This is a genomic window from Arthrobacter sp. ERGS1:01 (genome assembly GCF_001281315.1).
Taxonomy (GTDB): domain Bacteria; phylum Actinomycetota; class Actinomycetes; order Actinomycetales; family Micrococcaceae; genus Specibacter.
Genome location: NZ_CP012479.1, coordinates 1,111,290 through 1,129,054, shown reverse-complemented (window position 1 = coordinate 1,129,054; position 17,765 = coordinate 1,111,290). Strand labels below are relative to the sequence as shown.

Here is a 17,765-nt window from a genome sequence, read left to right as displayed (position 1 = left end):
ACACAGTCGTCCCGTGCTTGGATGCGGGAACGACCCTTTTTGTTGTTTGCACTCAAGGAGCCACACGTGAGCCAGAATCGGCAGATCAGGGACGTCGTGTTTGTTGACGGCGTCCGCACACCCTTTGGACGGGCCGGGGAGAAGGGCATCTACGCCTCCACCCGCGCCGACGACCTGGTGGTCAAGTGCATCCGCGAGCTCATGCGCCGCAACCCGCAGCTCCCCGCCGCCCGGATCGACGACGTCGCCATCGCCGCGACCACCCAAACCGGCGACCAGGGCCTGACGATCGGGCGCACGGCCGCCCTTTTGGCCGGGCTGCCGCAGTCCGTCCCCGGCTTCGCCATTGACAGGATGTGCGCCGGAGCCATGACGGCAGTCACCACCACGGCCTCCGGCATCGGCTTTGGCGCGTACGACGTGGTCATCGCCGGCGGCGTGGAGCATATGGGCCACCACCCCATGGGCGCAGGCGCCGACCCGAACCCGCGGTTCATGAGCGAACGCATCGTGGACCCGGCCGCCCTGAACATGGGCAACACGGCCGAAAACCTGCACGATCGCTTCCCGGCCATCACCAAGGAACGCACCGACGCCTACGCCGTCGCCAGCCAAAACAAGCTCGCCGCCGCCTACGCCAGGGAACAAATCCAGCCCGACCTGGTGCCCGTGGCCACGCTCAAGCCCGGCGCCGGCTGGACCGTCAACACCGTGGACGAACCGCCCCGGCCCGGCACCACCCTTGACGACCTTGCAGCCCTGCGCACCCCGTTCCGTGCCCACGGCCGCGTGACCGCCGGCAATGCGGCGGGCCTGAACGACGGTGCCACCGCGGCACTGCTGGCCTCCGCCGACGCCGCCGCCGAACTGGGCCTGCCCGTGAAGATGCGCCTGGTCACCTACGCATTTGCCGGCGTCGAACCCGAGGTCATGGGCATCGGCCCGGTGCCCGCCACCGAGAAGGCGCTGCGCCTGGCCGGGCTCACGATCGAGGACATCGGCCTGTTTGAAATCAACGAGGCCTTCGCCGTCCAGGTGCTGAGCTTCCTTGACCACTTTGGGATCGCCGACGACGACCCCCGCGTCAACCGCTACGGCGGCGCCATCGCCGTGGGCCACCCCCTGGCCTCCTCCGGGGTGCGGCTCATGAACCAGCTGGCCCGCCAATTCGAGGAGGACCCCTCCGTGCGGTACGGCATCACCACCATGTGCATCGGCCTGGGCATGGGCGCCACCGTCATCTGGGAAAACCCGCACTTCACAACCACCGAAGGGAGCGCCGCATGAGCGCCAACGACTTCCACCAGCTGGCCGAACTGTTCCCGGATGAGGTGGTGACGCACTCCTACGTCCAGGACGTTCCACTGCCCGGCGTCGGCGGAGCCCCGAGCGCAGGCACTTTCGCCCTCATCACCCTCGACAACGGCCTCGACCACCGCCGGCCCAGCACGCTGGGCCCCACCACGCTGATCGAGCTGGGCACGGTCCTGGAAGCCCAGCGCGAACGGGCCGCCCGCGGCGAGATTGCCGGCGTCGGCGTGACCGGCAAACCGTTCTTCCTGGCCGCCGGCGCCGACCTTTCCGCCGTCAAGGGGCTCAAGGACCGCGAGGCCGGGCACCAAATGGCACAGCTGGGCCACGACGTCTACTCCACCCTCAACGAGCTGGGCGTCCCCAGCTTTGTCTTCATCAACGGCCTGGCCCTGGGCGGCGGTCTGGAGATCGCGTTGAACGCGAACTACCGCACCGTCTCCACCGGTGCCGGGGCGCTGGGCCTGCCCGAGGCCTTCCTGGGCCTGGTGCCCGGCTGGGGCGGGGTGTACCTGCTCCCCCGGCTGATCGGCCCGGCCAACGCCGTCACCGTCATGCTTGAAAATGCGCTGAGCAACAACCGCACGCTCAGCGGCCCCGCGGCCTACAAGCTGGGCATCGCCGACGCGCTCTTCGAGCCGGCGGACTTCCTCGAACAGTCGCTGAACTGGGCCGCCCGGGTGCTGGCCGGCGCCGAGGCCGTCCCCCGCCCGAACGCCGTGGCCGAGCCGCTCAGCGAGGAAAACAGCGCAGCCTGGGATGCCGCCGTCGAACGTGCCAAAGCGTTCGTGGAGGCCAAGACCTCCAACGCGGCCCCCGCGCCGGCCCGCGTGATCGAGCTGCTGGAAAAGGGCAAGCACTTCACGAAGGCGGAATCCTTCGCCGCGGAGAACGAGGCGCTGGCGGATTTGATGCAGACGCCGCAGTTCCGCGACACCGTCTATGCGTTCCTGGACCTGGTGCAAAAGCGCGGCAAACGCCCCGCCGGCGCCCCGGATGCCGGTTTGGCCCGCCCCGTCACCAAGGTGGGCGTGGTGGGCGCCGGGCTCATGGCCGGGCAGTTTGCGCTGCTCTTTGCGCAGCGGCTCAAGGTCCCCGTGGTCATGACCGACATCGACGCGGCCCGGGTGGAGGCCGGCGTGGGCCATGTGCACGCGGAGGTGGACAAGCTGCTCGCCAAGGGGCGGATCAGCCAGGATGCCGCCAACCGCACCAAGGCGCTCGTGACCGGTTCCGTGTCCAAGGAGGCGTTCGCGGACGCCGACTTCGTCATCGAGGCCGTGTTCGAGGAACTCAACGTCAAGAAGCAGGTGTTTGCCGAGGTCGAGGCCATTGTCTCCGCCGACTGCATCCTCGCCACCAACACATCGTCCCTGTCCGTGACTGCCATGGCCGAGGGCCTGCTGCACCCCGAGCGCCTCGTGGGCTTCCACTTCTTCAACCCGGTGGCGCTCATGCCGCTGCTGGAGATCGTGCGGGCCCCCAGGACCGACGACGCCGCCGTCGCCACCGCTTTCGCCACGGCGAAGGCGTTGCGCAAGACGGCGGTGCTGGTCAAGGACGCGGCCGCCTTTGTGGTGAACCGGGTGCTGCTGCGCATGATGGCCGAGGTCTCCGCGGCCTTCGACAACGGCACCGACGCCCACGTCGCGGACAACGCACTGCGCCCTCTGGGCCTGCCCATGACGCCGTTCAACCTGCTGGCCATGGTGGGCATCCCGGTGGCGCAGCATGTCACTGAGTCACTGCATGACGCGTTTGGCGAGCGGTTCCATGTTTCGGCCAACCAGCAGGCGCTCATTGACGGCGGCAAGGAGAGCTTGTGGGAAAAGGCCGCGGACGGCTCCGTTTCGATTCCGGCCGACACCCTGGCCCTGTTGTCCTTTGGCAATGCGCCCTCCACAGCCGAGGAACTGCTGCGCAACACCCAGGACGCGTTGGCCGAGGAGATCGGCCTCATGCTCGGCGAGGGCGTGGTGGCCGGACCCGAGGACATCGACCTGTGCATGATCCTCGGCGCCGGCTGGCCCATGCACCTGGGCGGAATCACGCCATACCTTGACCGGGTGGGCGCCTCCGAGCGGGTCAACGGCATCAAGTTCCACACCGCCTAGTTTCCTGTTCCACCGCACGACGCCGGCCGCGCACCCAAGGTGCGTGGCCGGCGTCGTGCGCTTTTGGCATTCACCCAGCCTTGGCTGGTAAGAATAGGCTCATGACCTTTGAGCCGTCCCTGACCCGCCGCAACATCCTCCGCGCCACCACCGCCGTTTCCGGCGGCGCCTGCGCCCTGGCCCTGGCCGGCTGCGTGCCCGCCGCCGCGCCCGGCGCCGATACGGGTGCCACGCCGCAGCCCATTGCCACGACGGGAAAGCCCGTGCGCGTCGGAAAGCTCTCCGAAGTGCCCGTGGGGTCCACTGCGTCGGGGTCCGGCAACGGCGTCAACCTGGTGATCTTCCGCCCTGACGAAAAAACCGTCCTGGCGTACAGCGACGTCTGCACCCACGCGGGCTGCCAGGTGGCCCCCTCCGGGACCGACTTCAAGTGCCCCTGCCACGGCTCCATCTTCAAGGGCGCCGACGGCACCGTGATCTCCGGGCCGGCCAAGATGGCGCTGCCGCGCTTTGCCGCCGCGATCGACGGCGAGTGGATCACCGTCAGTGTCTGACCCCGCCGAGGGCCCTTCCGTATTGCGCGACGGCGTGTCCATCCGGTTCGTGACCGAGGACGACGCCGGTGCCGTGGCGGCTGCCTACGTCCGCAACCGTGCATTCCTGCAACCGTGGGAGCCCGTACGGCCCGAAGCCTTCTACACGCCCGCCGGACAGCGCCCGCTGCTGGCCAACGCCGTTGCCGAACAGGCCGCCGGGCGCGGCTTGTTCTGGGTTTTGCTGGACGGACAGGCCGTGGTGGGCCGCATTTCGCTGAACGACATTGTCCGCGGTGCCTTCCAGAACGGGCACCTGGGCTACTGGATCGCACAGGACTACCAGGGCCGGGGCCTGGCCACGGCCGCCGCCAGTTTTGCCTGCTCGGCGGCTGCCGGATTGGGCCTCCACCGGCTCCAGGCGGGCACGCTTGTCCACAACACCGGTTCCCAGACGGTGCTCGGCCGGAACGGTTTTTCCCGGATCGGCCTGGCGGAAAACTACATCCGCATTGACGGCCGCTGGCAGGACCATGTGCTGTTCCAAAGGATCCTTCCGGATACGCTGGGCGGTTGATTCCTCCACAGCCGGGTGCCCGGGTTTTGTTCTCCACAGATTCACCTGCGGGGCCGTTTTTGGGTGGTTTGTGTCGGTGCCACGATCTAGAATTTATGTAGTAGGAAGATAAATCCTTCTCAAACATTGATTCTTATTCAGCATATTTTCTGGTCAAGCATTGCTTCTGTTTGAGGGGTTCTCAGGGTTTCTTTGGATTCGCGGGCGGTGATGAACATGGCGGCACCGGAGTGGTTGGACCCCTCCCACCTCACTACCCCTGCGTCGAGGCCCTCCAGCGCTGATGAAATGCCGGACCCTCTTCCCTCGCTTCCGGCCACGACCCTGAGGTTGGCTGGTATCCATTCCGCCGACTGCCAGGCGGATCCGGTGGACTGTGGCACCCTGGTCGTCGCAGCAACCGCGTTGACCGCCCGGTGTTCGGCGTTTTTTGATCCGGTGCTGGTGGCGCAGCTCGATGCGGCCCTCGCCCACGTGTTAGCGGACCGGGCGGCCGTGCGGGCCGGCGACGCTGACGATCTGCTCCAGGCGGCGTTGGGTGAGGGGCGGTCGTTGGAGGCGGTGGCTGATCTGGCCGGCCACGCCGGCGGCACCAAAACCGCCGCCACGAAGGCCGCGACCCGGGCCGGTGATGCCACGGCTGTCCTGGCTGCCCTGGGTGGGGTAGTGGAGGCGGGGGTGGGTTTTGACCCATTCGTGGTGGACCGGGTGGATCCCGGCGCCCTGGTCGATGTCATCTCGGCCGCTGAAGGGGCGAAGAACGCCCTGTGCGCGGTCCAAGCCCGGGCCGAAGTTCTCTTGATGGCCCAGCAACGCCTCACCCAGGCCCGGTCCGGGATCGAGACCAACAAACTCGGCCAGGGTGTGGGGACCCAAATCGGATTAGCCAGGTCGGAGTCGCCGCATCGGGGCCGACAACTCTGTGAACTCGCCCAAGTCCTGGTGCGGGAACTACCCCACACCCTCACCGCCCTAGGGACCGGAGCGTTGAATGAGTACCGGGCCGGAATCATCGCCCGCGAAACCGTCTTCCTCACCCAAGACCACCGAGCCGCTGTTGATAACCAACTCTGTACCGACCCGAGACAACTATCCGGGTGGGGGAATCGTGAACTGGCCGCCCGGGCCCGCAAAGCCGCCTACCGGTTGGAACCGGAAGTCTTCGTGCAGCGGTTGGAGAAAGCAGAAACCGACCGCTATGTTTCCCTGCGTCCGGCCGCGGACGGCATGACCCTGCTCACCGCACTCCTACCCCTCCGCCACGGCGTGAAAGTCCTCGCGACCCTGACCCGGATCGCCGACAACGCGAAAGCCGCCGGCGACGTGCGGGGCAAGGGCCAACTCATGGCCGACACCCTCCTCCACCGCCTCACAAACCACACCCCCTGCACCCCACACCCAAACCCAGACCGGACCCCTGACCCGACACTCGCAGGATCCTCAGACCCCTCGGAAACCCCGGGGGTGAGGGGCGACGGGACCCCTCCCACCCCACTCACCGGTACCACTCCGGCCACCGCTGACGGCCCCTACATCCCGGGCATCCGGAGTCCCCGGACCGGGGGCAGCGCGGTCACTGATGCGTGGGTCGCCTCGTGTACGCAGGTGGTGGAGCCGGAGATCCTGGTGGAGTTGATCATGACGGATAGGGCGCTCTTCGACGGTGCGAACGATCCCGCGATCCTGGCTGGCTACGACCCGATCCCAGCCCCGACCGCCCGCACCTGGATACTAGGCACCACCACCAATGCCACCAGTGAAAACAAGGCCCCTGGTGGAGGCTCCACAACGGAGGATAGTCCGGGCCTGGTTGGCGACAGCGACGATCGTGGCGGTGGCGGTGGTGCGCGTGGTGGTGGGGGCCGGGCGTCACGGGTGTGGTTGAAACGCCTCTTCACCCACCCCGACAACAACATACTGTTGGCCATGGATTCGAAAGCGAGGTTGTTTCCGGAGGGCATGAAGGAATTCCTGCGCCTGCGCGATCAACGCTGTGCGACGCCCTGGTGTGATGCGCCGATCCGTCAATACGACCACATCAAGGCCTACGCCGCCGGCGGCCCCACCACCGTATCCAACGGCCAGGGACTGTGCACCGCCTGCAACCAAATCAAGGAAACCCCCGGCTGGCACACCCACACACACCAGCCAGAAAACCCGGACCCCGACGTTGACCACTACGCCGACAACACCAGCAAGGCCAGCCCAACCCACCACGGCACCACCATCGATGACACCACCACCGACGGCACCACCACCGACGGCACCACCCTGCCCGGCACCCGAATCACCACCCCCACCGGCCACCACTACACCACCCAACCACCACCCCTCCCGGGCACGACGGGCTAAAGTCAGTGGCTCACCCGTCCGAATGGCTCTCCGTGAGCGGTTGCCGTCTGCGTTCCCGCCTTCCGCCCGGGCACGGAGGACCAGGCACAGTCGAGGCAGCCCACGCGGCTACCTATTCCGCCCGCACCCGATATTCGTGTTCCGGCCGGCCGGCCGCCCCATACCTCAGGGCCACCGCAACGGAGCCCTCCTCCACCAGCGAAGACAAGTACCTTTGCGCCGTGGCGCGGGACATGCCCACGGCGGCCGCTACCTCCGCAGCGGTCGACGCTCCCGGCACCCGAGTCACGGCCTCGAGCACCGCTTTCTCCGTGACCGTACGAGGCTTCGCGCCGGCGTTTCCCGGGCTGAGCTGGCGCAGCGCCCGGGAGACAGCCTCCTGGTCCAGGACTGCGTCGGTGTCCAGCAGCCGCCGGTAACGGGCGTAACCGCGAAGCCGCTCCGCAAGCATCTCCTGCGTGAACGGTTTGATCAGGTAGGCCAGCGCCCCGCGCCGGACCGCCTTGCGCAACGACTCGGCGTCGGCCGCGGCAGAAAGCACAAAGGCGTCAACATCCACGCCGCGCAATACGTCCAGGCCATTCCAGTCCGGCAGGTAGACATCCACGAGCAACAGGTCGGGGCGCAAAGACTGCACGGCCCGCAGGGCAGCCTCACCGCCACCCACCGGTTCGAGCGCCGCAAATCCCGGCACGGCATCCACATACGCCTTGTGCAGCTGCGCCACATGGAAGTCGTCGTCGACTATCAATACGCGAAGTTCAGCCGTCATGGCCTCCCCCTTCCCCATCAAGTGCGTTGTTCAGCCGCGCAGCAAACACCGCTCCGGCCCCGTCTCCCCCGTCGCTTAGCAGCCATACGTCGCCACCGCCAATACGCGCGATTTGCCGTGACAGTGCCAACCCAAGCCCCTCCCCGTGGCCGTCCGCATGCCCATCGGGCAGCTGCGGTGCCGTGGTGAAGCCTTCCCGGAATGCGAGTTCCCGGTGATCGGGTTCGACGCCGTTGCCGGAGTCGGCCACCGTCATGAACAGCTCGGTGCCGTCGCTGAGCAGCTCGACCTCCACCCAACGGTCCGTCGCAACACCCTGCACGGCGGCAACCACGGCGTTGTCCACCAGATTGCCCAGGACCGTGGTGACGTTTGCGGCGTCGCTGACGCCGCTGTGCAGCAGGGTCGCCGCGCCGAGCCGGAGCCGGACACCTTTCTCGGCCGCCTGCGTACTCTTGGCCCCAAGGAACGCCAGCAAATATGTGTCCGATAGCAGTGCCGCATTTTCCAAGGGGTACTTCAGCGGCCCCGATTCAAGGGTTGTGTGCAGATAGTCCGCTGCCTGGTCCGGACGACCAATGTCAAGGAGCCCGGATACGGTGTGCAGCCGGTTCGCGAACTCGTGGCGCTGCGCGCGCAGGGCCGTGGTCAGGGCGCCCACGGCATCCAACTGCCGGGTCAACGCCTGCACATCCGTCCTGTCCCGCACCATCAGCACCCAGCCAAGGTCGCGGCCGGCGCGCACCACTTTGCGTGCTGACACGAGCAATACGTGTTCGGAGACAACCACCTGGACCGCGGTTCCGTCGTCGTCGGCTCCGGCATCGAGCAGCAGGGGCACGGCGGCGGGGAGACCGAGCTCGGCCAGGGTGCGGCCCTCCGGTTCGTCCAGGTCCAGCAGCCGCCGCGCCTTGGCGTTGCACACCGTCACGCGTCGGTCCGGACCCACCCCGATCACGCCCTCGTCCACCCCGAACAGCACCACCTCCTGGTCCTGCACCAGCGTGCCGATCTCCACCGGTTCCAGCCCCAGCGTGTCCCTGCGCAGGCGGCGGCTCAGCATGGTGGATCCGACGGCACCCAGCACCATGGCCCCAACACCCACACCCACAATGGCCCAGCCGGAGGACACGACGCCGTCCAGGACCAGCTGGGTCGGGTAGCCGACGCTGACCTCGCCCACGATTTCCGTCCCATCGATGGAGCGGACGGGCACCTTTGAGCGCACTGACGGCCCAAGGCTGCCCACCTCGCTCGTGGTGACCTCCTGGCCACTCAGCGCGGCGTCGGGGCTGGTGCTGACGAGTCGCCCCAGCAGTGCGGGGTTGGGGTGTGCCCAGCGGATGCCGTCCCTGTCGGTCACGACGACGAACAAGGCGCCGGTGCGTCCGCGGACGTGTTGCGCCAATTGCTGCACGGGGCCGGTGGCAAGCGTTTCCGGTGAGAGTACCTTGGGCGGCGGAGCGGAGAGGACGGCCCGGAGGTCATCGTCCTCCGCAACGGTCTGGGCTACCGCCAGGGTCTTTCCGCCCACGGCCTCGTTCACCCGGTGGAAAGTCAGCCAGCCATAGACGACGGTGGCCAGCACCACCATGAGGGCAATGACCAGCAGTTGCTGGAGGAGCATGCGCGCGGAAAAGGACAATCCGCGCCGCCTTTGGCGCGGTCCTGCAAGATCTGGCACCGGCCGTTGCTCCATTCCGTCATCGGCACCCATTGTGACCCGCCGCACATCAACGGTAACCAGCCGGCGCCCATCGCGCCAATTCCCCATGAGCACAATGCGCAAAACAAGTTCAACGATTCCCATGCGGCATCAACCAGCTAAACCGGCCGCAGCCCACACAACCACCCGTAACGTCTTCTCCACCAACCAAACTGTGACCCGGATCACCAATTCACGGCACGGCCTCCACGAATTTCTTGCCACCACTCCAAGGAGCGAAAATGCGTTCAACGCTTGACCCGCCCGCCGCGCCGCTGATCGAACTGCGCGGCGCCACGAAACGATTCCCCAAAAACGGCGGGGGCATCCACACAGCCATCCACAACGTCACCCTCAGCGTGGCACCCGGGGAGTTCGTCGCCGTCGTCGGCCCCACGGGGTGCGGCAAGTCCACGACCCTTTCCCTGGTCTCGGGACTGGAGCGGGCCTCCGAAGGCGAGACCTACGTCCGCGGCAAGCTCGTCACCAGCATCCCCAAGGGCGTTGGCTACATGTTCCAGACCGATGCCACACTGCCGTGGCAGTCGGTGCTGGACAACGTTGCCTCCGGCCCCCGCTACCAGGGCCTTGACCGGGCCACGGCCCGTGAGAAGGCCCGCGTCTGGGTCGAAAAGGTGGGGCTGGCAAAGTTTGAAAAGTACTACCCACACCAGCTTTCCGGCGGCATGCGCAAACGCGTGGCACTCGCCCAAACCCTGGTGAACGAGCCCGAAATCATCCTGATGGACGAACCGTTCAGTGCCCTTGACGTCCAGACCCGGCAGCTCATGCAGACCGAATTGCTCCGCCTGTGGCAGGGCTCGAACGCCGCGATCGTGTTCGTCACCCACGACCTCGAGGAAGCCATTGCACTGGCGGACCGGGTGGTGGTCATGACGGCCAGCCCGGCCACCATCAAGGCCGATTTCCCGGTCACCCTCCCCCGCCCGCGCGATGTGGAGGAAGTCCGGCTCACCCCCGAATTCCTGTCCATCTACCGGGATGTGTGGAATTCCCTGCGCGAAGAAGTGGAACAGGCCCGCTCCGCGGCAAGCCTGGCCGGATAGGAACCGCAACCATGACAACCATCACCCCCGCCCCCGCCTACAAGTTGGCGCCCGAACGCGAGGCCGAACTGCTGGCCAACGCCCGCAAGTCGGTGCGCGCCACCACCGCCAAGGTATGGACGCTGCGCGCCTTGATCGTGGTGCTGTGGCTTGGCAGCTGGGAAATCGCCGCCACCTACTTCATCGACCCGTTCTTCTACTCACGGCCCTCGGAAATCTGGGCCAGGCTCGTCCAATGGTTCACCTCGGGAACCCAATTCGGCTCGGTCTGGGAAAACCTCGGCTACACGGTCCTTGAGGCGGTCCTTGGCTTCATCATCGGCACGATCGCCGGCATCGTCCTGGGCGTGCTCCTGGGCCGCAGCGACTTCCTGGCCAATGTGTTCTCCCCGTTCATCAAGGGCGCCAACGCCGTCCCCCGCATCGTCCTCGCCGCACTGTTCATCCTCTGGTTCGGCTTCGACATCAGCTCCAAGGTGGCCACAGTGGTGGTCCTGGTGTTCTTTGCCGTGTTCTTCAACGCGTTCACGGGGGCTCGCGAGGTGGACAAAAACGTGGTCAACAACGCCCGCATCCTCGGCGCCAGCGAGGGGAAGATCCTGCGCTCCATCGTGCTCCCCAGCGCCACCACCTGGATCCTGTCCTCCCTGCACACCGCGTTTGGCTTCGCCTTGATCGGCGCCATCGTGGGCGAATATGCCGGCGCCAAAAAGGGCATGGGCATGCTGATCGCCAATGCCCAGGGCACGTTCGACTCCGCAGGCATCTACGCCGGCATGATCATCGTCACCGTGGTGGCGCTGTTGGCCGAAATGCTCATCACCGGCGCCGAGAACAGGCTCCTGAAGTGGCGCCCCACCCAGTCCAAAACCCAATCACTCGGCATCTAAAGAAGGAATCCCGTGAAGAACAATTCCGTGCAACGACGCACGCTCCAGGCAGCCTCCCTCGTCATGACGGCAGCACTCGCCGTGGGGCTCAGCGGCTGCCGCACCAGCAGCAACGAGGTCAAGGCCGACGCCGCCGGCAAGCCCGAGGTGACCATCATCGTGGGCGGCCTGGAAAAGGTCATCTACATGCCGGCCAAACTGGCCGAAGGCCTCGGTCTCTTTGAAAAGGAAGGCGTGAAGGTCAACCTGCTGAACGAACAATCCGGCGCCAACGCCGAGAACTCCCTGCTGACGGGCGCCTCCCAGGGCGTTGTGGGCTTCTACGACCACACCGTGGACCTGCAGGCGAAGGGGCAGTGCATCGAATCAGTGGTGCAGCTGGCCAACATTCCCGGCGAGGCGGAGATGGTGGCCGCGAGCAAGGCCGCCACCATCACCAGCGCGAAGGACTTCGAGGGGAAGAACCTGGGCATCACGTCCCTGGGCTCCTCCACGGACTTCCTAACCCAGGCACTGGCCGGGCAGGCCGGCGTCAAGGCGTACACTCCCGCCAAGGTCGGTGCCGGGCAAACGTTCATTGCCGCCATGAACAACGGCGGGATCGACGCCGGCATGACCACCGATCCCACGATCGCCCAGCTCGTCAAGAGCGGCCAGGGCAAGGTGCTCATCGACATGCGCACGGAAGAAGGGACCAAGGCGGCCCTGGGCGGGCTGTACCCGGCGGCGTCCGTCTACATGTCCTGCGACTTCGTGAAGAAGAACCCCGAAACCGTGCAAAAGGTCGCCAACGCGTTTGTGGGCGCGCTGAAGTTCATCAACGCGCACTCCGCGGCGGAGATTGCGGCCAAGATGCCCAAGGACTACGCCAACGCCGGCCCGGAACTCTATGAGAAGTCCATCGATGGAACCAAGGCGATGTTCAATGCCGACGGCAAGATGGACGCCGACGGCGCCAAGAACGTGTTACGGATCCTTGACCTGTACTCCACGAACGTCAAAGGCAAGGGAGCCACGATCGATCTGTCCAAGACCTACACCACCGAGTTCGTCGACAAGGTCCCGGCCAAGTAGCGGCCCCTGACCTAGAAACGCAAGGGCGCACCCCACCCGGGGTGCGCCCTTGCGCGTGTCCGCCACCGGTGCTTAGCTTGGCCTGCAAGGGACTGCCATTGGACCGATCCGAACGGGCCCACGGCTTCCTGGCGGGGCGAGTTGGGGTGGTAGAGGTGTACAACCGCATGATGTGGACGGTTGCCGTCGTCATTGTCGCGGCCTTTGCCGTGACGGTGGCACTCTTGACCGCCAATGTCCCCTCCACGCAGTCCGGCAACCAGCTAGGGACCCAATCCGCGACGCAAGCAGCCAACCGGCCCGCCAGCTCCTACGGCAACGACATTTCGTGGCCCCAATGCCCCGCGGCACAGGGCGGCTACGGCTTGCCGCTGCCGGCCGCGTCGGCGCAATTCGTCGTCATCGGCCTCACCAAGGGCCTGCCGTTCACGGAGAACCCGTGCCTGACGTCCCAGGCCGGTTGGGCGAAAGACCACCAGGTACCGGCACAGGCCTACGCCATGGCGGCCTTCCCCACCCCCAAGCAGTTATCCGCCTACCGCAGCCAGGGTCCGTGGCCCGCAAGCACCAAGGCGGGCCAACTGTCCAACGCGGGCTACGCCGAGGCCATGGCCGCCACGGCGTCTCTGAAGCGCGTGGGATTCAAGCCCGCCATGGTGTGGATCGACGTCGAACCGCACATCGTCCAGCCATGGCCGGCAAAGGGCACCGCCTCCCAACAGGAGAACCGCTCTGTGCTCGAGGGCATGATGCGCGGGCTGCACGACGCCGGGTACCCCTACGGCGTCTATTCCTTCACCTCGAGTTGGCGGGCCATCACGGGTTCATGGCAGCTCCCGGCGGTGCCGGTGTGGGCCACTGCGGGCCAGACCGACCAGCCCGCTGACGCTGCAGCGCTCTGCAATAAGGCAAGCTTCTCCGGCGGACCCGTCAAACTGGCGCAGCGGTATGACGCAACTCGGGACTATGACATCGACTGCTAGCGCTGCCGTGGGCCCGGGCTTCGCTAGAAGAGGGCCACCTTGGGGGTGCGCGGGAAGATCGCGTCCAGCTCGGCCAGTTCTTCCGCGGACGGCTTCCAGTCGGCAGCCTGCGCGTTCTGGCGGATTTGTTCGGGCTTCGTGGCGCCGGCGATGACGCTGGCCACCGACGGCTGCGCGGCGAGCCAGGAGAACGCGACCTGCAGCTCGTTCAGCCCGCGCGCGGCGGCAAAGTCGCCGAAGGCCCGCAGCTGGTCATAGTCGGCATCCGCCACCAGGTTTTGCCGCACATGGCTTAGCCGGCTGCCTTCCGGGGCCACGCCGGCGCTGTACTTGCCCGTGAGCAGGCCGTTGGCGAGCGGGAAGTACGGCAGCACGCCCAGGCCAAAGGCTTCGGCGGCGGGGGTGACCTCCAGCTCGGCGCGGCGGTCCAGCAGGTTGTAATGGTTTTGGCTGGAAATGAAGCGGCTGCCGCCGGAGATGCGGGCCGTGAATTCGGCCTCGGCAATCTGCCAGCCGGCCATGTTCGAGTTGCCGATGTAGCGGACCTTGCCGGCCGTGACGAGCTCGTCCAGGGCCGCAAGGGTCTCGGCGATCGGCGTGAAACGGTCGGGCGTGTGGAACTGGTACAGGTCGATGAAGTCGGTGTTCAGGCGGCGCAGCGACGCCTCCACGGACTGCATGATGTACTTGCGCGAGCCGCGGCGGCCCCAGTCGACGCCGTTGGCACCCTGGGCGTCCATGCCGAACTTGGTCGCGACAATGACGTTTTCGCGTTCCTTGCCAAGCGCCTTGCCGAGGAAAGTTTCGCTGACCCCGGGCGCCTTGCCGTAGGTGTCGGCCACGTCAAAGAGCGTAATCCCGGCGTCCAGCGCGGCGTGCACGACGGCGTCGGACCCCTCCTGCGATTCGGTCACCGTGCCGCTGCGGCCCAGATTGTTGCAGCCCAGTCCTACGGTGGATACGGTCAGTCCGGAGGCGCCCACTTGGCGGTATTCAATCATGGTTCCACTGTACCCAAGCCAGGCAGGCGCCCGGACCGCGCCCCCAAGCGCCTAGAGCGAGAAGGCGGTTCCGCCGGACGGGCTGTGCCGGGCCTTGATGGCGGAGAGGTCGTTGGCGGGGGCCACGCCGATGCTCAGCTTCGTAAAGTCGAGCTTGTGTTCTCGGACGCACACCTTGACGTTGGCCACGGTGCGGGCAGCGTCGGGAGAGAGGATGTAGATGTTCAGCTTGCCCGTATTATGTGGGCCCTCAACGAATTCGCTCTTCTCCACCACGCCGCTGCCGCGCCAGGCCAGGTGCGCGGTGAGGGCCTCGAGGGCCTTCTCCTGAAGGTACTTGTCGCGGTCCGTCACCCGGGCGTTCTTCAGCGCGAACTGGGCCACCACGGTGCTCTGCTCATCGCGGGAGAGCTCGGCGTAGCCGTCCGCAATGCACTGTTCAGCGAAGGCGGCCAGCATGCCGTGCGCCTCCTCGAGCGAACCGGCTTCGGCGTCCTTGGACGTGCTTTGCTGGCCCACGGGGCCGTGGTTGAGGACAAAGTACACCTCGCCGTCGTCCTCGCCATCCCCCGCATCGACCCAGGCTTCACGGAAAACCATCACGCCGTCGTCGTCCGTCTTGTACATGCGCACAATGTTGGCGTCGGCCGCGGCCTCGGGGGTGTCCAGGGTGTCGCTCATGGCAGTGTCCTTCCTAGGGTGAACCAGGCCGCGTCGCGGCCGTCAAAGGGCGCCCGGCGGGACGCTACGGCGTCCACCAGTTCGGCGCAGGCCTCTTCCATGCGGGTGCACAGTTCGGCCGGGTAATTCATCAGCACGCGGTGGTGCGCAAACTCGTCTTCGTCGTCGACATACAGTCCCCGCTCCTTGGTGCGGACCACATCAAGGTCCATGTCGACCATGTGGAATTCCACGACGCCGGGCCGGATCCGCCGCCAACCGAAGTCGGTGGCGAGGTCGATGTAGAGTTCCACGCCGCCCGGGTGGGCGTCGTCGTAGAACGTCGCCACCCAGTCGCCGCCGTGCGGGACCAGCAGGACGGCGTCCGAGGCCGTGTACAGGGCGGCGCCTGGGCGCGAAATGAACTCGTTGGTGCCCTGGAAGATCCAGTGCCCGTGCTCGTCCTCGCCCAGATACCGCCCGGGCACCACCCAGTGGGCCAGCCCGTCGTATTTGCGGTTGCGGGCAACAATCAACTCGCCCTGCCGGGGGTTTGCCTCCGCCACGGTTCCGGTGTCCGGCGCCGTCACAGGATGGGCAGCTGGCCGGTGCGCGGTGCCGGGTGGCCGGGCAGCGGGCGGGCGAACGGCACCTTGGTGCCCAGGACCTGCTCGACGACGTCCTGCGCCACCCGCTGTCCGGTCAGCCCGACGCGTTCGAGGACCTCGCCGCGGGTGCCGTGGTCAAGGAACTCCACCGGCAGGCCCACCTCGTTCAGGGCGGTGTCGACGCCGGCGGCCCGCAGTTCCTGGCGGATCCGCGAACCGACCCCGCCGGCCCGCACGCCGTCCTCGATGACGATGACGATCCGGTGGTGGGAGGCCAGCTGCACGATCGAGGCGGGCACGGGCATGACCCAGCGCGGGTCTACGACCGTCGCCGTGATGCCCTGGGCCTTGATGCGTCCGGCCACGTCCAGGGCCAGTTCGCTCATGGCGCCGACGCTGACAATGAGCACATCGGAGTCGGGGTGCGTGCCGTTGGAGACGGCGTCGGAGGTGCGGGACAGGATGTCCACGCCGTCGCGCAGGCGCTCGATGGCCTTGATCTCCGGCCCCACGGTGCCCTTGGAGTAGCGGACCACGCTGGGGGCGTCGGAAATGGCCACGGCCTCGCGCAGTTCCTCCCGCAGCCGCACGGCGTCGCGCGGGGCGGCCAGGTGCAGGCCGGGGATGATCTGCAGCATGGACATGTCCCACATGCCGTGGTGGCTGGCGCCGTCGGGGCCCGTGACGCCGGCACGGTCCAGGACCACCGTGACGCCGGCCTTGTGCAGGGCCACGTCCATGAGCAGCTGGTCGAAGCCGCGGTTCAGGAAGGTCGCATAGATTGCCACCACTGGGTGCAGGCCGCCAAACGCCATGCCGGCGGCCATGGTCAGGGCGTGCTGTTCGGCAATGCCGACGTCGATCACGCGGTCGGGGAACCTGTCGGCGAACTTTTGCAGGCCCACGGGGATCAGCATGGCGCCGGTGATGCCCACGATGTCGGGGCGTTCGGCGGCGATCTGGGCGATTTCCTCGCCAAAAACGCCGGTCCAGGACTTGCCGCTGGGGGCCTCCACGGAGATGCCCGTCTCGGGGTCGATGACGCCCACGGCGTGGAACTGGTCGTCCTGGTGTGCGCGGGCCGGCGCGTAGCCGCGGCCCTTCTGCGTGAAGGCGTGCACGATCACGGGGCCGCCGTAGTTCTTGGCGGCGGTCAGTGCGGCCTCCATGGCTTTCTCGTCGTGGCCGTCCACGGGGCCCACATACTTCAGGCCGAGGTCGTCGAAGAGGCCCTGCGGCGCCCACCAGTCCTTGATGCCCTTCTTGGCGGCATGCAGGCTCTTGTAGACAAACTGGCCGGCGACATTGCCGTCCTGGAGCCGCTTCTTGCCCCACGACATGGAGGCCTCGTACTTCTTGTGCGTGCGCACGTGGTCGATCGCGGGCCGCAGCGACGCGAGGTAGTCGGCCAGGCCGCCCACCGTGGGCGCGTAGGAGCGGCCGTTGTCGTTGACCACGATGATCACGCGGCGGTCCTTGTCGGCGGCGATGTTGTTCAGCGCCTCCCAGGTCATGCCGCCGGTCAGGGCGCCGTCGCCAATGACCGCGACGACGTACCGGTCGCCTTCGCCGTTAAGCTTGCGGGCCCGGGAAATGCCGTCGGCCCAGGACAGTGAGGAGGATGCGTGGGAGCTTTCGACGATGTCGTGGACGGATTCGGCCCGGGACGGGTAGCCCGACATGCCGCCTTGTTGGCGCAGGGTGGAGAAGTCCTGCCGGCCGGTGACCAGCTTGTGCACATAGGACTGGTGGCCGGTGTCGAAGATGACGGAGTCCCGCGGGGAGTCAAACACGCGGTGAATGGCAAGGGTCAGCTCCACCACGCCCAGGTTGGGGCCCAGGTGGCCGCCGGTCTGGGAGACGTTGCTGATCAGAAATTCCCTGATTTCCGCGGCAAGCGCTTCCATCTGGGCGTCGTTGAGCTTGTTGAGATCCCGCGGATGCGCGATGGTTTCCAAAAGTCCCATTGGTACCTCCTTGGGTCCACTATCAACGTCTAACAATATCGCGTCCCGGCGCCGTGGCCGACTGCCTTGCTGCCCCGGGGGCCGATTCGGTGGCGGAAAGCACATTAAACGCCGCGAGGGCGGGTACCCGGAAAACCGGGTACCCGCCCTT

At 66.9% G+C, this 17,765-nt stretch carries 15 protein-coding genes; 9 read left to right on the top strand and 6 right to left on the bottom strand.

What is annotated here, in order from left to right:
* Positions 1-66: 66 nt before the first annotated feature.
* From AL755_RS08925 to AL755_RS23605, 5 genes are all read left to right on the top strand, one after another.
* On the top strand, positions 67-1,287 hold the full coding sequence (locus AL755_RS08925) for a thiolase family protein (protein ID WP_107503829.1): 1,221 nt from the start codon (positions 67-69) through the stop codon (positions 1,285-1,287).
* On the top strand, positions 1,284-3,425 hold the full coding sequence (locus tag AL755_RS08920) for a 3-hydroxyacyl-CoA dehydrogenase NAD-binding domain-containing protein (protein ID WP_054010706.1): 2,142 nt from the start codon (positions 1,284-1,286) through the stop codon (positions 3,423-3,425). The genes AL755_RS08925 and AL755_RS08920 overlap by 4 nt, the downstream gene beginning before the upstream one ends.
* Before the next feature lie 101 nt (positions 3,426-3,526).
* Positions 3,527-3,979, top strand: a complete 453-nt coding sequence (locus AL755_RS08915; protein ID WP_054010705.1) for a Rieske (2Fe-2S) protein — start codon at positions 3,527-3,529, stop codon at positions 3,977-3,979.
* Positions 3,972-4,535 (top strand): GNAT family N-acetyltransferase, encoded by a 564-nt coding sequence (locus AL755_RS08910; protein ID WP_192841661.1) that lies wholly within the window; start codon positions 3,972-3,974, stop codon positions 4,533-4,535. Before AL755_RS08915 ends, AL755_RS08910 begins: the two co-directional genes overlap by 8 nt.
* Before the next feature lie 369 nt (positions 4,536-4,904).
* On the top strand, positions 4,905-6,887 hold the full coding sequence (locus AL755_RS23605) for an HNH endonuclease (RefSeq protein ID WP_192841660.1): 1,983 nt from the start codon (positions 4,905-4,907) through the stop codon (positions 6,885-6,887).
* Positions 6,888-6,999: 112 nt separating this feature from the next.
* On the opposite strand, the gene AL755_RS08900 is transcribed toward AL755_RS23605, so the two are convergent.
* Together AL755_RS08900 and AL755_RS08895 are read right to left on the bottom strand one after the other, a co-directional pair.
* Positions 7,000-7,659: a response regulator gene (locus tag AL755_RS08900; protein ID WP_054012962.1), complete on the bottom strand. Its 660-nt coding sequence runs from the start codon at positions 7,657-7,659 to the stop codon at positions 7,000-7,002.
* Positions 7,649-9,304: a sensor histidine kinase gene (locus AL755_RS08895; protein WP_082369033.1), complete on the bottom strand. Its 1,656-nt coding sequence runs from the start codon at positions 9,302-9,304 to the stop codon at positions 7,649-7,651. The genes AL755_RS08900 and AL755_RS08895 overlap by 11 nt, the downstream gene beginning before the upstream one ends.
* Before the next feature lie 302 nt (positions 9,305-9,606).
* On the opposite strand from AL755_RS08895, the gene AL755_RS08890 reads away from it, so the two are divergent.
* The 4 genes from AL755_RS08890 (at position 9,607) to AL755_RS08875 (ending at position 13,378) form a co-directional block, all read left to right on the top strand.
* A complete protein-coding gene (locus AL755_RS08890) occupies positions 9,607-10,431 on the top strand; it encodes an ABC transporter ATP-binding protein (protein ID WP_054010703.1) in 825 nt (274 codons plus the stop codon).
* Positions 10,432-10,442: 11 nt separating this feature from the next.
* Positions 10,443-11,321, top strand: coding sequence for an ABC transporter permease (locus AL755_RS08885; protein ID WP_054010702.1), 879 nt, complete (start codon positions 10,443-10,445; stop codon positions 11,319-11,321).
* 12 nt (positions 11,322-11,333) lie between these two features.
* Positions 11,334-12,395, top strand: a complete 1,062-nt coding sequence (locus AL755_RS08880; protein WP_237762640.1) for an ABC transporter substrate-binding protein — start codon at positions 11,334-11,336, stop codon at positions 12,393-12,395.
* Between the two features lie 98 nt (positions 12,396-12,493).
* Complete coding sequence (locus AL755_RS08875) at positions 12,494-13,378, top strand: hypothetical protein (protein ID WP_054010701.1); 885 nt, start codon at positions 12,494-12,496, stop codon at positions 13,376-13,378.
* A 23-nt stretch (positions 13,379-13,401) separates the two neighbouring features.
* Here the strand turns inward: AL755_RS08875 and AL755_RS08870 are convergent, their stop codons facing one another.
* Genes AL755_RS08870 through dxs form a run of 4 tightly spaced genes read right to left on the bottom strand, consistent with a single transcriptional unit; the run spans position 13,402 to position 17,614 of the window.
* Positions 13,402-14,379, bottom strand: a complete 978-nt coding sequence (locus AL755_RS08870; protein WP_054010700.1) for an aldo/keto reductase — start codon at positions 14,377-14,379, stop codon at positions 13,402-13,404.
* Positions 14,380-14,430: 51 nt separating this feature from the next.
* Positions 14,431-15,060, bottom strand: a complete 630-nt coding sequence (locus AL755_RS08865; RefSeq protein ID WP_054010699.1) for a hypothetical protein — start codon at positions 15,058-15,060, stop codon at positions 14,431-14,433.
* Positions 15,057-15,629, bottom strand: a complete 573-nt coding sequence (locus AL755_RS08860; RefSeq protein ID WP_237762639.1) for a DUF402 domain-containing protein — start codon at positions 15,627-15,629, stop codon at positions 15,057-15,059. Before AL755_RS08860 ends, AL755_RS08865 begins: the two co-directional genes overlap by 4 nt.
* A complete protein-coding gene (gene dxs, locus AL755_RS08855) occupies positions 15,626-17,614 on the bottom strand; it encodes a 1-deoxy-D-xylulose-5-phosphate synthase (protein ID WP_054010698.1) in 1,989 nt (662 codons plus the stop codon). Before dxs ends, AL755_RS08860 begins: the two co-directional genes overlap by 4 nt.
* Positions 17,615-17,765 lie beyond the last annotated feature (151 nt).

Coding starts and splice junctions, on each gene's coding strand:
- AL755_RS08920 (WP_054010706.1), top strand. CDS start 1,284: ATGAGCGCCAACGACTTCCACCAGCTGGCCGAACTGTTCCCGGATGAG.
- AL755_RS08915 (WP_054010705.1), top strand. CDS start 3,527: ATGACCTTTGAGCCGTCCCTGACCCGCCGCAACATCCTCCGCGCCACC.
- AL755_RS08900 (WP_054012962.1), bottom strand. CDS start 7,659: ATGACGGCTGAACTTCGCGTATTGATAGTCGACGACGACTTCCATGTG.
- AL755_RS08890 (WP_054010703.1), top strand. CDS start 9,607: ATGCGTTCAACGCTTGACCCGCCCGCCGCGCCGCTGATCGAACTGCGC.
- AL755_RS08885 (WP_054010702.1), top strand. CDS start 10,443: ATGACAACCATCACCCCCGCCCCCGCCTACAAGTTGGCGCCCGAACGC.
- AL755_RS08870 (WP_054010700.1), bottom strand. CDS start 14,379: ATGATTGAATACCGCCAAGTGGGCGCCTCCGGACTGACCGTATCCACC.
- AL755_RS08865 (WP_054010699.1), bottom strand. CDS start 15,060: ATGAGCGACACCCTGGACACCCCCGAGGCCGCGGCCGACGCCAACATT.
- dxs (WP_054010698.1), bottom strand. CDS start 17,614: ATGGGACTTTTGGAAACCATCGCGCATCCGCGGGATCTCAACAAGCTC.